The 14,779-nt window shown below is 71.0% G+C and carries 12 protein-coding genes; 3 read left to right on the top strand and 9 right to left on the bottom strand.

Features of this window, described 5'->3' with window-relative positions:
• Positions 1 to 7: 7 nt before the first annotated feature.
• Both WMF26_RS30800 and WMF26_RS30805 read left to right on the top strand, forming a co-directional pair.
• Positions 8 to 1,009 (top strand): MDR/zinc-dependent alcohol dehydrogenase-like family protein, encoded by a 1,002-nt coding sequence (locus tag WMF26_RS30800; protein WP_437995610.1) that lies wholly within the window; start codon positions 8 to 10, stop codon positions 1,007 to 1,009.
• A 596-nt stretch (positions 1,010 to 1,605) separates the two neighbouring features.
• The gene (locus WMF26_RS30805) at positions 1,606 to 2,022 is read left to right on the top strand and encodes a hypothetical protein (RefSeq protein ID WP_061623306.1); all 417 of its coding nucleotides are present in this window, start codon (positions 1,606 to 1,608) and stop codon (positions 2,020 to 2,022) included.
• Between the two features lie 45 nt (positions 2,023 to 2,067).
• Here the strand turns inward: WMF26_RS30805 and WMF26_RS30810 are convergent, their stop codons facing one another.
• On the bottom strand, positions 2,068 to 3,384 hold the full coding sequence (locus tag WMF26_RS30810; protein ID WP_061623305.1) for a GRAS family protein: 1,317 nt from the start codon (positions 3,382 to 3,384) through the stop codon (positions 2,068 to 2,070).
• Positions 3,385 to 4,393: 1,009 nt separating this feature from the next.
• On the bottom strand, positions 4,394 to 5,788 hold the full coding sequence (locus WMF26_RS30815; protein WP_020738063.1) for a sigma 54-interacting transcriptional regulator: 1,395 nt from the start codon (positions 5,786 to 5,788) through the stop codon (positions 4,394 to 4,396).
• Between WMF26_RS30815 and WMF26_RS30820 the strand changes: the two genes are divergently transcribed.
• A complete protein-coding gene (locus tag WMF26_RS30820) occupies positions 5,780 to 6,643 on the top strand; it encodes a hypothetical protein (RefSeq protein WP_437949769.1) in 864 nt (287 codons plus the stop codon). The genes WMF26_RS30815 and WMF26_RS30820 overlap by 9 nt on opposite strands.
• A 128-nt stretch (positions 6,644 to 6,771) precedes the next feature.
• Here WMF26_RS30820 and WMF26_RS30825 read toward each other — a convergent pair whose 3' ends face one another.
• From WMF26_RS30825 to WMF26_RS30855, 7 genes are all read right to left on the bottom strand, one after another.
• Entirely contained in the window at positions 6,772 to 8,169 is a 1,398-nt protein-coding gene (locus WMF26_RS30825; protein ID WP_437995611.1) for a hypothetical protein, read from the bottom strand.
• An 82-nt stretch (positions 8,170 to 8,251) separates the two neighbouring features.
• Positions 8,252 to 11,164, bottom strand: coding sequence for a TonB-dependent receptor domain-containing protein (locus WMF26_RS30830; RefSeq protein ID WP_437995612.1), 2,913 nt, complete (start codon positions 11,162 to 11,164; stop codon positions 8,252 to 8,254).
• 236 nt (positions 11,165 to 11,400) lie between these two features.
• Positions 11,401 to 11,832 carry an ExbD/TolR family protein gene (locus WMF26_RS30835; protein WP_437995613.1) on the bottom strand — a complete coding sequence of 144 codons (432 nt, stop codon included), beginning with the start codon at positions 11,830 to 11,832 and terminating at the stop codon, positions 11,401 to 11,403.
• A gap of 10 nt (positions 11,833 to 11,842) precedes the next feature.
• On the bottom strand, positions 11,843 to 12,301 hold the full coding sequence (locus WMF26_RS30840) for an ExbD/TolR family protein (RefSeq protein ID WP_437995614.1): 459 nt from the start codon (positions 12,299 to 12,301) through the stop codon (positions 11,843 to 11,845).
• Positions 12,255 to 12,962 (bottom strand): MotA/TolQ/ExbB proton channel family protein, encoded by a 708-nt coding sequence (locus WMF26_RS30845; RefSeq protein WP_437995615.1) that lies wholly within the window; start codon positions 12,960 to 12,962, stop codon positions 12,255 to 12,257. The genes WMF26_RS30840 and WMF26_RS30845 overlap by 47 nt, the downstream gene beginning before the upstream one ends.
• 57 nt (positions 12,963 to 13,019) lie before the next feature.
• Positions 13,020 to 13,802 (bottom strand): energy transducer TonB, encoded by a 783-nt coding sequence (locus tag WMF26_RS30850; RefSeq protein WP_437995616.1) that lies wholly within the window; start codon positions 13,800 to 13,802, stop codon positions 13,020 to 13,022.
• A gap of 175 nt (positions 13,803 to 13,977) precedes the next feature.
• On the bottom strand, positions 13,978 to 14,685 hold the full coding sequence (locus tag WMF26_RS30855; RefSeq protein ID WP_437331962.1) for a response regulator: 708 nt from the start codon (positions 14,683 to 14,685) through the stop codon (positions 13,978 to 13,980).
• Positions 14,686 to 14,779: the final 94 nt, after the last annotated feature.

A 14,779-nucleotide genomic window follows, 5' to 3' on the forward strand; every position in this document is an offset into this window, starting at 1 on the left:
CTCGTCCGTGCGAGCGCTGGTCTGGGACGGCACGGCGGCGCGCGTCACCGACCGCGCCCCGCCCTCGATCGCGGCCGGCATGGCCGTGGTCGAGGTGCGGTGCGCGGGGATCTGCAACACGGATCTCGAAATCACCAAAGGTTACATGGACTTCCGCGGCACGCTCGGCCACGAGTTCGTCGGGGAGGTCGCGGAGGGGCCCGCCGAATGGCGCGGCCGTCGCGTGGTCGGGGAGATCAACTTCGCGTGCGGCCGCTGCGACGCGTGCGCGCGCGGGCTGGGGCGGCACTGCCCGGCGCGCACGGTGATGGGCATCGCCGGCGCCGACGGCGCGCTGGCGGAGCGCGTCGCGGTGCCGGTGGCGAACCTCCACGCCGTGGACGACCGGGTGGACAACGAGGAGGCGGTGTTCACCGAGCCGCTCGCGGCGGCGTTCGAGATCCTGGAGCAGGTGCGCGTGGCGCCGGGCACCTCGGCGCTCGTGTTCGGCGACGGGAAGCTCGGCCTGCTCATCGCCCAGGTGCTGCACCAGGCCGGCGCCCGCGTCCTCGCGGTCGGCAAGCACGAGGAGAAGCTCGCCCTGCTGCGCGCGCGGGGCATCGCGACCGAGCTCGTGCGCCCGGCCGCGCTGGCCTCCGCCGACGCCGGCGGAGGCGCCGCGCCTCCTCAGGGCGCCTGGGCCGGCGAGCCGGCCGAGCTCGTGGTCGAGGCCACGGGCACCGCCGAGGGGTTCATGAGGGCGGTCCGCGCGACCCGGCCGCGCGGAACGCTCGTGCTGAAGAGCACCGTCGCCGGGCTCTCCAGCGTCCACCTGGCGGAGCTCGTCATCCACGAGATCACCGTGGTCGGGTCGCGCTGCGGGCTGTTCGAGCCCGCGCTGCGCGCCCTGGCGGCCCGGACCGTCGACGTGCGCTCGCTCGTGTCGGCTCGCCTCCCGCTGGAGCGCGCCGAGGAGGCGCTGCGGGCCGCGGCCGCGCCAGGCGCCCTCAAGGTGCTCGTGACCCGCTGAGCTCGGTCTCGAGCCCGACAACACACACATCACGCGACATTTACACACCTCACAGGGCCTCCTTCGGCCCACCTCGACCTGGTAGGGCGCCCACCTTCACCCGGTACGACGTCCGCCTGCATCCCCTGCCCGTGAAGCCGCGGTCCGTCCGCCCAGGGGCCGCCCGCGCCGGTGGTGCTCGTCTGCGACCGCGGGTGACTCGGGATCCGCTCGGTCGGCGTCAATGCCTCCAGCGCGGGCCCGACCGCGCCGTGCGCCGCGCGCGTCCAGGCGGGCGCTGCTTCGATTCGACGGCATCCCAACGCCCGAGGTGCGCGGCTGCGGCCACAGATCGCTGTGCAGCGACGCGCCCCGGCACACCCAGGATCAGGCTCGGAGATCCTCACTATTTCGAAACGAAATTCTCAGAGCATCCGTAAAGAGGAGATCGCGAACGCGAGCGCGAGCGCGAGCGCCCCTCGCGTGAACGGCGCCAGCTCGGCGCTGTCGGCCGGGCTGTGGATGCTCCCCCGAGCACGACGCGTGAGAAATCCCCCCGGCTGACTGGAATAGATCCTCGTAGGAGTCGCAGGTTGCGGCAGGGATCAGGAGCATCGATGAGCGCCAAGGACAGCCCACACCATCACGACCGCCCGACGGACGATTCGGACGAGGCCCGTCAAGCCAGGGAGAGCTGGGAGCAGCAGCAGCTGCGGGAGCTCGGCCTCGACGGCATCGAGGAGGATGCGTCGGCGTTCTGCCCTCATTGCCGTCGCGAGATGCTGGAGCGCCTCGCGCGCGCCCAGGAGCGCGGCTCCGTGCTGTTCGATATGGTCCGACGTCATGGGCTGAGCCCCCTGCCCCCTCGCGGCGTACGGCCCAGGACCTGGCGCTGCCTCGGCTTCTTCTCGGAGCTCGCGAGCGAGCTCCGGGCCCTCGCGCCGCGCGGCCGCCGCGCGCTGTGGCTCGTCCTCGCGACCCTCGCGATCGGCGCGCTGGCGCTCTGGGCGGCGCTCGCCAGCCTGAGGCGTTGACGCGACGGGCCGCCCGCGTCGCGGGCGTCCCTGGCAAGGCAGCGGTCAGCCGGTCCGGCGGAACAGCCCGGAGATGAACCGCGACGGCGGCGGCACCTGCCGCGGCCGCCACGCCGACGCGGCCACGATCGACACCCCGTTGCGCATGAGCAGGAGCGCCGGCTCGTCCGCCCGCACGTCGAACCCCGTGTTCAGGCGGAGCCCTCCGCGGACCATCGACTCGTGCGGCGAGACGCGCAGCGGCTCGAAGCCGTTCATGCGGAGTCGGCGCTGCCAGGCGCCGCGGCGCTCGTGCCGCTCGACCCGCGCGGCCCCCTCCCCCACCACCACGTTCATCACCTCCTGCCCGAAGAAGACCTGTTCGATCGTCTCGCGCGCGGCGATGTGCGGCGGGAGCAGCGCCTCGAGCGCCTGGAAGACCGCATAATAATGGCCGATCGCCTCGGACAGGCGCGGGAGGAACGGGAGCGCGTTGTGCTCCACGTCCGGCTCGACGAGCGTCAGCACGCGCGGCGACAGCGCGCGGATCCTCGTGAGAATGGTGTCGCGGTTCGCGGTGGCGTGCACCGAGGCGTCGGGGACGTGGTGCAATGCGAACGCCGCATTGACGGCGATGGGCGCCGTCGAGCGGGACGCAATACGGCTCCAGTCGACGCGCTCCACGGAGGACGCGACCCCGTGGAACTCGAAGGGCACCTTCAGCCGCTCCGCCCATCCCCCGATGAACGCGCCCGCCCACCGCAGCCGCTGCTCGGGGTCCGGGCCCCGACAAGGCAGGTCGATGCCGGTCAGCCGGACGCGCGGCGGGCCGCCGGGGCGCGTCGCGAGCCGGTGTAGCAGGAACGGCCACTGCGTACCGCCCCCGACGCCGATGTCGATGACGTGGATCTCCTCCTCGTGCTGGAACGCCTCGACGATCGCCGCGTTCGCGCTGAGGTATCCGAAACGGATGAGCGGCGTCGCGTGCACGAGGAGCTGAAACGCCGCGAGCATGTCCCGCGGCCCAGCGCTGCGCAGGTAGAGGTTGCCGTCGCCGGAGCGATCTCCGTCCAGGCGGGCGAGCAACGCCCGGCCGAACACGCCTGAAATGCGCTCCGAGGCGTCACCGGTATCGGGCTCCGCCCGCAGGATGCCCTCCACGAGGGCCCGCGCGCGCTCGAGGTCCCCTGCGTCGATCGCCTCGCCCGCCGAGAGGAGGCGGCTCAGGAACGGGCGGCGGCGCGAGTGGGTCTGCCGGGTGCCCGAGCTCGGCTGCTGTCCGAGCCCCGGGCCGGACGCGGCCGAGCTGGTGGGCCCCTCGACGTGCGCTCGTAGGCTGACAGACGCCTCTTCGGCCGATGCGTGTCTACGGATCGCGTTCATGGTGTCCTGGGCTGTTCAACCAGGCAGCCCGCCGTCCTGGCTGGGCTCTCCACGATGGGACGATTTCAAGCGCGAACGCATGACGTCGACTACCTCGCAGGAGCCGGGGGGTTCAATGTTTGCTGATGTCGCTGCGGGAGGGCCCGACGGCGAGCCGGGGACAGGCGCTCGGCAGCCGCGCGCCCGCGGCGACGCCGCGAAGCGCAGCGCCCGCCCATGACGCGACGGGACCTGAGCTCGCACGAGGGCCCGACAGACAACTCTCTGTACATCGATGAAGCCGCTCGTCCGGTCAAGTGCAAGATCATGATTGTGCATCGCGCCCCCTCCCCCGCGCGCCTCGGGACGTCCGAACCCACCTTCCGGCGGCAGACGTAGGCTTTCGTAGGCACCGTACGAGGCGACCGCCGCCGCCCCGCAGGGGGAGTCCCCACCCGCCGCAGGCCGCGAGCGGACCGCGAGCCGCGCAGCGCCGTCGGCGCAGGACGCGCGGCGCGCGCGCCGCGGCGTCGCCGCCAGGCGCGGGCGCGGGGCTCGGCGCACCTCACCGCTGCTCTCTTTAGAGCGCATCGCGCCCTCCGACCTGGCGCGCCGCGCGCGCAGGACTCGTTGACTTGACCGTGGTCGTGACAGCACCTCGCTGGGAGACGGGGCTTACACACTACATTACAACCTGCATAACCAGGTCTGTAAAGTCCCTATACATGGGTCTTCGGTCGATCGAGCCCGACGCTCCGTCGCCGGATGGAGGCAACCCTGCGACGACCGTGCTCCCCGACCGGCCGGGCCTGCTTCCGGTGCAGAGCGGCGCTTCGGCCCGCAATCGCCCTGAAGGCCAGAGCGCTTGGTGGAGGCAATGTATGGAACGACCGCCCTATCGGCCTCAGCCGCCTACGCCCGGAGCGACGCCGGCAGCGACGCGGGAGCGCGGCGGGCAAGCGCTCCCCCGCGATGAAATGCCGCCATTGACGTACTCCTGTACTTGTGCATACAGCGCCCGGCGAGCGGATCAGTCGTTATCGGACAGCTCGCTCCCCTCGGCGAAGTGGGAGCGATCCACGCCATTCTTCTCGAGCCACCGTCGAATTCGATTCCTGTGCACGCCGAGCCTGTTGGCGGCGCGAGACACATTGCCTCGCTCGAGGCGAAGCGCCTCGGCGATCTCATCTTCTGGCGGCGCCTGGCTCGGGCGCGAGGGGCCCGGCCGGACGTCGCCCCCTGTCTGACGGGCGTGCGAATCGGTCGCCTCCGGGCCCAGGCCGACGCCCGCGAGCGGATCGAGATCCTTGGCCTCGACCGTGCGCCGCCCCTCGTCGAGCGCGCGCGTCACGGCGCGGCGCGCCTCCCCGACGAACTCGCGCAGGTTCCCTGGCCAGCGGCGCATCGCGCACGCGATGATCATCGAATGGTGAATCGCCGGCGGCGCCTTGCCATAAGCCGCGCCGACCGCCTTCATGCATTGCGTGAGCAGCCAGGGAATCTCCTCGAGGCGCTCCCGCAGCGGCGGGAGCCGGACCTCGGGCCGACCGATGCGGTAGTAGAGATCGTCCCGGAAGCGGCCCTGGGCGACCCGCGCGCGCAGGTCGTGCGTCGCGGCGCAGATGCGGATCTGCACCGGCCGAGGCGCGACCGCGCCGAGCTCGAGCACCTGCCGGGTGTCGATCGTCCGGAGCAGCTTCGCCTGGACCGCCGCGTCGAGCTCGGCGACCTCATCGAGGAAGAGCGTGCCCCCGTGAGCGGCCTGCACGTAGCCCTCGGTGTCGTGCGTCGCGCCGGAGTAGGCGCCGCGCCGGGCGCCGAAGAGGAGCCGCTCGGCCAGGCCCTCCGGGATGGCCGCGCAGTTGACGGCCACGAACGGGCCGCGCGCCTGCGGCCCCGCCTCGTGGTAGGCGCGCGCCGCGAGCTCCTTGCCGGTGCCGCTCTCGCCCGTCACGAGCAGGCTGTCGCCCGCGGCCGCGGCGCGGATGATGGTGTCGTAGACCAGCTGCAGCCTGGGCCCGAGGACGCTCTCCTTCTCGATGCGCACCGCGCCGCGCGCGAAGCTCCGGATGTCCGCGAGCGCGAGGAACACCGACGTCCCCGCGCCGACGACCTGGATCGCGTCCCTCCGCACCTCGCCGCGGATGGGCTCGCCGTTCACCGACGTCCCGTTGGTGCTGCCGAGGTCCTCCACGGTCCACGCGGCCCCGTCGTACGCGATGCGCGCGTGTCGCCGCGACATGAGCGAGTCGTCCACGAGGGGCACGCCGGCCACGCCCCCGCGACCCAGCACCACGGCGCCGCGGTCGAGCGGGATCGGCGCGCATCGCGGCTGATCCCCCGAGAAAATCAGGACGATGCCGGGAACGGGCTCGGCGACCGAGGGCTCAGGCGGGACCGAGACGCGGACGGTGGAGTGGTCCATCAGGATCTATCTTACCTGTTCAAGAACCTGGCCGGCCAGTGGCCGGCCATCCCATCGATCGCCTTCGAGCTAGCTGGGCAGAACTCCTGGGAAATCAACGTCGTCCCGTTCGCCAGGCTCGGCACGAGTTGTGCTTGTCTGGTCGGTATGGTGGCCTCTGCAAGAGCTCGCATCCATCGGGACCGGGGGACCGCCCTCGAGGTGAACATGGGTTCCGGCCGCACCATCGACGAAGCGGGCCGCCGCTCACCCCGGCGTCTGCACACCGCCCGCACCCTGCCGAGCTTCCCGACCCATCCCGGCCTCCAGAGCATCAGCGGCCTCCGCGGCGCGCTCGAGTTCCTGGAGTGGCCGGCCTCCGAGTGGACGCTCAAGGACCTCCAGGACTGGTTCGTGGACCACCTCGTGGCCCCGGGCCTGATGAAGCGCCCCCAGATCGTGCGCGAGCCCGGCGCGACGCCCGTCATGCTCGACCCGCGCGCCGACGGCGGCAGCAACCTGGAGGAGCTGATCCACAAGGCCCGCGGGCGCGTCATCACGGCGCTGCGGGGCCTCATCGCGCCCGTCACCGACGATCGGTTCCTCAACGCGGCGATCTACGGGGGCAGGGTCCGCCGGGCCGCGGTGGGCGGCCGTCCCGTCTGGGTCGCCTCGCCGCGCGAGATCGACTTCCTCGGCGACATTGTGCTCAGTTTGCTCGCTGCCGACATCCTGCTCGATCGCGAGTTCTATCGCGCACACCTCTGCATCTGCGAGGTGTGCGGGAGGGTGTCATTCAAGGACAACCCGGACGCGCGAGGCGTATGCAGCGAGCACCGGAGCCATGTGTCCGGGTTCACGCCGCGCGTGCGCTGAGCGCCTGCGGCGGAGCCGCGACGCTGGAGACGATAAAGGCCGGCGGATGAGCCGGCCTTCGTCATTTCTCTCGCCACGGATCCGGTCCGCCCCTCACGCGACGAGGGGCCGACGCGGACGGCGCGGCGTCAGTTCGCGTCGAACGAGACCCAGGCGCCCGTCGCCCAGGTGTCATCCGCCTTGAAGGCGCCGATGTATTTCGCCTCGGCGTCGAAGAAGCCGTCGTCGGGCGGCGTGGCCGCGCCCTCGGCGAGCGTGGCCGCCGGCCGGAAGTCGGGCTTCGCGGCGAAGCAGCCGGCGAGGCCCGGATCCGCGGCGCTGTTGGACGCCTCGCCCTCGAACCACGCGATCTCGTCCGCCCCGTCGTCGTCGTCGTCGTCCAGCTTCGAGTCGGTGGTCTCGTTCGCGTCGGTCTCCTCGTAGGCGATGTTCGCCGCGACGTTGCCGAAGAAGATCGAGCTCGCGAGCTCGACCTCGGTGAGCTCGTCGCGGAGGTCCACCCCCGCCTCGAAGCCGGTCACGATCGTGTTGAAGATATGGGCCTTCGTCGAGCGGCGGAGCAGCATGCCGTACTGCTGCTTGTCGACGTCCTTGTTCTTGCCGCACAGGGTCGCGTTGTAGATCGTCGGCTCGCTGACCGGCGTGTTGGCCGACGCGTCGGCGTCGTTGTCGCCCTCGAAGCCGTTCGTGTCGTCGGCCACCGAGGGGTCCTGCTGGACGGCGATGAACTGGAGCTTGCCGACGTAGCCGAGGTCCCAGTCGATGCCGTCGTCGCCGTTCTGCGCGCAGATGAGGTGCTTCGCGTTGACGGTGCCGCCGAAGAACTCGAAGCAGTCGTCGAGCGTGTGGTGGACCATCACGTGATCGATCGTCGTCTTGGAGCCCACGCCGGCGAGGGTGAGGCCGTTCACCTCGTTGTCCTGAGAGAGCAGGATCCCGCTGAACTCGATGCGCACGTACTCGAGGACGCCGCTGTCGTCCTCCGGCTCGTCGCCGCCGTACTCGGTGCCTTCGCCGGTGATGCCCTCGACCGTGGCCTTGCCGCCCTCGACGTTGATCGGGGCCTCGCCGAGCAGGATGACGCCGCCCCAGTCGCCCGCGGCGCGGTCCCCCTCCTCGCCCTGGCTCGTGAACACGATCGGCTCGTCGGCGGTGCCCTTGGCGTTGATCTTCGCGCCGGGCTTCACGACGAGCGTCGCGAGGCTGACCTTCTCCCCCATGATCGTCGTGCCGGGCTCGATGGTCAGGGTGGCGCCCGGCTCGACGAAGACGATGCCCTTCATCAAGTAGCATTTGTCGGCGGTCCACGTCGCGTCGGCGTCGATCGCCTCGGAGACCTCCACCGGGTCGGAGCAATCGGCGGTGCCGCCGCCGTCGCCGCCACCACCGCCATCGCCGCCGCCGGATCCGCTCGTGGCCGAGGTGCCGGTCGGGGTCGGCGAGACCGAGTCGTCGTCGCCGCAGGCGGCGAGCGCCGCGACGGACAGCGCCGAGACGCAAGCCAAGGCAATTCCGAATGTACGCATGTTAATTACCTCCTGGCGAGCCACCATGAATCATGCGCGCGAAATCGCGACGATCGACGCGTGACGATTCAATGGCACGCGCTCAATAGGTATACGAGGCGCCCAATGTCACCGTCGTGCCGAGGTTGTATTGACTGGCCATGTTGTCGCCGTCGCTCTCCCTCCCCTGCGTGATGCGCACCGGAGCGTCGATGAGGTTCTCGCCGGCCAGCTTCAGCTCGACGTGCTCGCCGAGGCGCTGGGCGACGGTCAGGTCGATCTGGTGCCGCGGCTGCTCGTACTCGTCCGGCAGCCTGCTCCCCATCCTCCTGAGCCGGACGCCGAACAGGTTGTAGAGCAGCCGAGCGCTCGTGCCGGTCGACTCTCCGGTGTAGTCGAGCCCCAGGTTCACGACGAAGGGGGATTGCCCCTGGAGAGGGTGCGTCGGGCTGCTCGTGATCGTGATCCCTCCCGCGCTGATCTCGGGATCGATCGTCACCTCCGACGTCACGAAGGTGAGGTTGCCGAGCGCGGTGACCTCCCGCAGGAGCGGGGAGATGAAGCCGAGGCCCTTCCTGAGCTCGAGCTCGACGCCTGCGAGATAGCCGGCGTCTCCGTTGACGTAGGTGAGCCTGCCCCTGCCGCCGTTCGGGAGGATGACCTCCTCGATCGGCTCCTGGAAGTGCTTGTAAAAGACGCTGACCGCGGCCACCTCTCCGGCCGTCGGGAAGATCTCGAAGCGGAGATCGCCGCTCACGACGCTCGTCCGCCGGAGCTCGGGATTGCCCTGCACCTCTCTGCCGCTATAGCCTTCCTGATACAGGGTCGGGCTGAGCTCGCGGAGCTGGGGCCGCGCCAGCGTCTTGGCCACGCCGAGCCTGACATTCGAGCTCGAGGTCGTCTTGACGATGACGTTGAGGGCTGGCAGGAGATCGACCTTGTCGCTCTCGACGTCGATCTCGGGGTTCGCCGCGGAGTACCGGTCGAACGCCCTCAGCGACAGCGAGGACGCCTCGACCCGGGCGCCGAGCACCACGCGGAGCCATCGCGTCACGGCGGCGTCGGTCATCACGTAACCCGCGTAGAGATCGTCGTTCGCCGTATAGGAGTCGGTCTCGCGCGTGATCTCCTCGAGCTCGAGCACCGAGCCGATGTTCTCGTCCGAGAACAGCTGCCCCGGCCCCTGGCGCAGGAGCGCCGGATCCGCGCCCGGGCGCTGCTTGAACCGGAACCGGCGCGCGTTGAACTCGCGCGCTCGGAAGTTGAGCAGACCGCCCGCCTTCAGCCGGGTCGGGGTGTCGCCGCGGACGAGGGGCTGGGTGTAGGAGAGCTGCCCGCCGTAGCTCACGTCGCTCATGTCGCTGAAGAAGTGCGCGCCGCTCAGCGTGCCCTCGTCCCACGAGAAGGCGCCGCTCGCGTCGTCACGGACGTAGACGGTCTCCCTGGTGTCGGGCTCGTCCGCGGTCGCGAGGGAGAGCGACGCTTTCCAGTCGACGGTCCCGCCGTCGAGCGCCTCGATGCGGTGCTCGCCCTGGAGCTGGCCCAGGGTGAGCGATCGCGAGACGAACCGCAGCATCGTGTCGCGAATCGCGCTGTCTCCGTTGCTCGGGTCCACGTCGGCCACGCTGACCTGGTCATCCGATGAACGGCTGTGGAGCCCGGTGAGCGTCACCTTGTGGTCCTGATCCGGGTTGTAGGTGACGCTGCCGAAGCTGCCCCAGGACACCTGATCACGGATGTTCCCCGTCGCGATGTCGCCGATGCGCTCGGGATCGCCGGTTCGAGGGTCGGGATCGAAGATGCCGGCGATCTCGCTGGCGCGCGGCGAGAACTTCCGGCCGTAGCTCAGGGTGGCGATGTAGCCGAGGCGCCGCTCGCCGCCGAGCTTCAGGGTGTCGCCGACGACCACGCTGCCGCTGCCGTTCGGCGGGGTGAACGACCGCGTCGTCGCCATGGACGAGTTGATCGCCCTGCCGTAGGCCGTCATCTCGTCCCTGGAGATGGTGCCGCCGCCCGGCTTGGGGCCGAGGCGCACCACCTTGTAATCGGGGATCTCGTCCGGCAGGGCGCGCGCGCCGCCGTCGATCCCGAGCCAGTCGGTCCCGGATCCGTCGTAGCTCACGCGATCCCGGAACGTCGCCTGGGTGTTCAGCCCGAGCGACAGCGAGGCCTGGAAGAGGAACTTGGTCGGGAGCTCCCGCGTGTTGATCTGGACCGAGCCGCCCGCGAAATCGCCGGGGATGTCGGGGGTGAACGTCTTGACGACGGTGATGTCGCTGAGGACCAGCGACGGGAAGAGATCCAGCGGGACGGCCTGCCGGTCGGGCTCGGGGCTCGGCAGCGGGGCGCCGTTCAAGAGCGCGTTCGTGTAGCGCTCGCCCAGGCCGCGCACGTACACGTACCTGCCGTCCACCACGGTCGCGCCGACGATGCGCTTCGCGGCCTCCGCGGCGTTGCGATCGGGCGTCTTCGCGATCTCCTTCGCGCCGACGGCGTCGCCCACGTGGGCCGCGTTCTTCCGGATGAGCAGCTGCGCCGCGACGCTCGCCCGCTCCGGCTCGAACTCGACCTCGACGACGTCCTCGACCTGCTGATCCGGCTCCAGGCCGACGTCGACCTGGCTCACCTGCCCGGCGGTCACGCGCACGTCCTGCACGCGCTGGGGCTTGTACGCCTCGTACCAGACCCGCAGCTGGTAGCTCCCCGGCGGGAGCTCCAGGCGGTAGCGGCCGTCGAGATCCGCGATGACCTTGAGCTTCGTCCCGACGACCGACACCTGGGCGTCGAAGACGGGCTCCTTCGTGGCGGAGTCCGTGACGACGCCCCACACGACGCCCTTCCCTGCCGGCGGCGGGCGCGACGGGCTCGGCTCGTCGAGCCCTGCGGCGTCCTCGGCCGGCGGGGCGCCGGCCGGGGTCTCCGCGCCTGCCGGCGGCGGCGCGGCGTCCGGCGGCGGCGCGGCGGCGCCGGGGTCGCCCTGGGCGAGCGCCGTGGCCCCCCAGCAAAGCGGTGCCACGAGCGCTGCGACTACCCCCGAGATCCTCCTGCGAATCATGCACCTGTCCCTTCACGCCCCGAGCTCGGGCGCGCTTTCCGATCCGATGTCCGGGCGCACCTGCGCCCCGTCGATGAGGAGGGCGGAGAGCCAGCTCCCCGCCACCCTCTCCTATGCACCGCGCCGCGCGCTCGCGGTCAGGCGTCGGCCCCGCAACGCCTCTTCGACGCCGCCTCGGGGCCGCGCGCCGCGCCGGCTCAGCGCCCGGTCTTCTCTGTCAGGACGGCGATCGTCTTCGCCCCGCCCATGCGCGCGGCGTCCATGGCCTCCACCGCGACCGCGTAGGCGGCCTCGTCCTCTGCGTCGAAGTACAGCACGTCGTCCGAGCGCGCCGCGAAGATGCGCGCCAGCCGCTCCTTCAGCTCGTCTCGCTGCACCTCGGCCTGGTTGATGCGGATGACGCCGCGCTCATCCACCGTGAGCACCACGGGCCTCGTGGCGTCGTCGGGGGGCGGCGAGAGCTTCGCTGTGTCGTCCTTCTTGGGCAGATTCAGCCAGAGCTGCTTCGCGAGCAGCGGCGTGACGACCATGAAGATGATGAGGAGCACGAGCACCACGTCGACGAGCGGCGTCACGTTCATGCTCGGCGCGACGCCGCCCTTCCTGGCGCCGCCCTGCGGAACGCTCATCCCCACGGCGCTATCCCTCCTCCGGCACCGCGGAGGCCCCGCCGCCCCGCTGGCTCACCTGCAGCGAGATGCCGGCGAAGCCGACCTCCTGGCACAGCGCGAAGGTCTCCCGCACGCGGCCGTACTTCGCCGAGGAGTCGCCCTTGATGACCACCCGGCGCTCCGGCTCCGCGGCGCGGATGACCCGCAGCCGCTCGCCGAGCGCCGGCAGATCGGCGACGGCCTCCTTCTCCAGGAACACGGTGCCGGCGCCGGTGATCGTCACGTAGATGGGGTCGAGCTTCGATTTCGACCTCGGATCCGGCTGGAAGACCGCCGGGAGCTCGACCCGCTCGCCGTGCTCCATCTGGGGGGCGATGACCATGAAGATGATGAGGAGCACGAGCACCACGTCGACGAGCGGCGTGACGTTGATCTCCGGCTCAGGCTGCTGCCGACTGGAGCGCTTGCTCTCCACTTGAACGCCCATGCTCGTTCTCCATCTCGTCGATGAGCTCACCCGCGCTGCGCTCGAGCGCGAGCTCCACCGCGGCGATGCGGGTGGTGAGGTAGTTGAAGCAAAGCACCGCCGGGATGGCGACGCCGAGGCCGAGGGCGGTGACGATGAGCGCCTCGGCGATGCCGGCGCTCACGGCGCCGAGGCCGCCCGAGCCGGTCGACGCGATGGTCTGGAAGGCGGTGATGATGCCGATGACCGTGCCGAGCAGCCCGACGAAGGGGGCCACCGAGCCGACCGTGGCGAGCACCGAGAGGCCGCGGCGCAGATCGGCCGAGATCGCCTCGCGGCGCCGGGATACCTCGCGGCGCGCGAGCTCCACCGGGGGCACGCCGCCCTCGCCGGCGTCGAGGGCGCGCTGGAACCGGCGCACCGCCGCCGCGACGATCCGGGCGAGCGCCGATCGGTCGTACTGGCCGGCGATCTCCACGAGCCGCGCGGTGTCCCACGCCTCCATCACCGGCCGCGCCTCGGTCGCGAAGCGTCGGGTCTCGGACGCCTGACGGGCGAGGGCGATGAGCCGCTCGACCACGACGGCGACGCTCGCCAGCGCCATGAGCACGAGGGCGAACGCGACGAGCTTGCTCAGGAGGCCCATGCTCGCCCAGATGTGCCCGAGATCGAACTGCATCATGACTCTACTCCTTCGTTCATCTCGCGAGAGGCCGCCTCCGCGGCCGTACGCTGGAAATCACCGCTTCGCCTTGAAGCGGAATGGAATCGTCCTCCAGACGGACACCGGCTTCCCTTCGGAGATCGCCGGCTTGTAGCGACACGTCTTCATCGCCGCGAGGACCGCGTCGTTGAAGAGGGGGTGGCCGCGGACGATGGAGACATTCGTGACCTCGCCCGTCTCGGTGACCACGAACCGGACGGCCACGGTCGCTTCCACCCCCGCGCTCAGCGCAGCTTCAGGGGGGACGGGCGGCGGACAGGAGAGCGCGACCGGCGGCGTCGCGTTCTCGGGCAGGTGAATCGGCCCCCTCTGCGGCGGCGGCGGCGGAGGCGGCGGTGGCGGAGGCGGCGGTGGCAGCGCGGCCGTCACGGCGGCCGTCCCCGTGCCGCCGGGGACCCCGCCCGGCACGCCGCCCGGCGCGCCGCCCGGCTCTCCGTAGGCGTCTTCGTCGCTCGCCTTGGCCTCGCTCGGGTCGGCCTCCGGCGGCGCCTCCTTCGGCACCGCGGTCGGCGCGACGAGCGCCGGGCGCCGGGGCGCCGCGGGGCGAGGCGCCGGGGCCTCCGCAGCCGGCGGTGGGGGCGCCGGCGCCGGCGCGGGGGGCGGCGCCTCGGGGACCCGGGTGGCGAGCTTGACGTCGACGACCTCCTCCTCGGGCGGAGGAGGTTGAATCGCGCCGCTCAGGCGGGCGGCGAGGAGCGCAATGCCCGCGAAGAGCAGGAGCCCAGCCGCATACCCGATCGCGAGCCGCCTCGCTCGGTCAGGATCGACCTCCCCCGCATTCCACGTCTCCAGGTGCATCGAGGCTCCAGGTGCCAGCTGGCGAAAAAGCCAGAGCTCCACCTGAGCTCAGGCGAGCGCCACCGGCTTCAATGGGTTGGCCCATGCTGTGAACCAACACGCACACGGTACGCAGTTTTCGTTACGCCAGAATGACGTGGTGGCAACGATTGCCGGGAATCTCCCGATATGGCGATCAGGCGCTGCGGCTCTCGGGCACGTCGGGCGAGGAAGCGAATCGATAGCCGATGCCGCGGACGGTCTGGATGTAATCGCCGGCGCGGCGCAGCTTGTCGCGCAGCCGCTTGACGTGGGTGTCCACGGTCCTCGTCGTGATGCTCACGTCGATGCCCCAGACGCCGTCGAGGAGCGCGGTGCGCGTCTGCACGCGCTCGCGCGCCTCGTACAGGGCGACGAGGAGCTTGAACTCGAGGAGCGTCAGCTCGACCTCCTCGCGATCGACCCACACGCGATGAGCGCCCTCGTCGATGCGGAGGCAGCCGAACTCGATGCTCCGCTCCCCGTCCCCGGAGGACTTCGCGCGGCGGAGCACGGCTTGCACGCGCAGCACGAGCTCTCGCACGCTGAACGGCTTGACGACGTAATCGACGGCGCCGAGCTCGAAGCCGACGATGCGGTCGACCTCGTCTCCGCGCGCCGAGACGATCATCACGGGGATCCGCTGGGTGGCCTCGCTCTGCTGGAGAGCGCGGCACACCTCGATGCCCGAGAGGTCGGGCAACATGAGATCGAGCAAGACGAGATCGGGCCGCTGGTCCAAGGCCAGCCGGACCCCCTCACCGCCCTGTCCCGCGAGGAGCACCTCATGCCCGGCTTGCCTGAGGTTGTAATCGAGCACCTTCTGGAGCGCCGGCTCGTCCTCGATAACCAAAATACGCGCCATGCTGAAGAGCGCGTGTACCCGAGCGATGTGACGGGCAGATGACCGGATGGCAACAGCGCGGTGCGCCGCTTTCTCCGGGGAGAATGCAGGGAGA

The organism is Sorangium sp. So ce185 (assembly GCF_051526825.1).
Lineage (GTDB): Bacteria > Myxococcota_A > Polyangia > Polyangiales > Polyangiaceae > Sorangium > Sorangium cellulosum_D.

Excerpts from the sequence above, each read along its gene's own strand:
- WMF26_RS30805 (WP_061623306.1), top strand. The coding sequence starts at position 1,606 with ATGAGCGCCAAGGACAGCCCACACCATCACGACCGCCCGACGGACGAT.
- WMF26_RS30850 (WP_437995616.1), bottom strand. The coding sequence starts at position 13,802 with ATGCACCTGGAGACGTGGAATGCGGGGGAGGTCGATCCTGACCGAGCG.
- WMF26_RS30825 (WP_437995611.1), bottom strand. The coding sequence starts at position 8,169 with ATGCGTACATTCGGAATTGCCTTGGCTTGCGTCTCGGCGCTGTCCGTC.
- WMF26_RS30815 (WP_020738063.1), bottom strand. The coding sequence starts at position 5,788 with ATGGACCACTCCACCGTCCGCGTCTCGGTCCCGCCTGAGCCCTCGGTC.
- WMF26_RS30835 (WP_437995613.1), bottom strand. The coding sequence starts at position 11,832 with ATGAGCGTTCCGCAGGGCGGCGCCAGGAAGGGCGGCGTCGCGCCGAGC.
- WMF26_RS30810 (WP_061623305.1), bottom strand. The coding sequence starts at position 3,384 with ATGAACGCGATCCGTAGACACGCATCGGCCGAAGAGGCGTCTGTCAGC.
- WMF26_RS30840 (WP_437995614.1), bottom strand. The coding sequence starts at position 12,301 with ATGGGCGTTCAAGTGGAGAGCAAGCGCTCCAGTCGGCAGCAGCCTGAG.
- WMF26_RS30845 (WP_437995615.1), bottom strand. The coding sequence starts at position 12,962 with ATGATGCAGTTCGATCTCGGGCACATCTGGGCGAGCATGGGCCTCCTG.
- WMF26_RS30855 (WP_437331962.1), bottom strand. The coding sequence starts at position 14,685 with ATGGCGCGTATTTTGGTTATCGAGGACGAGCCGGCGCTCCAGAAGGTG.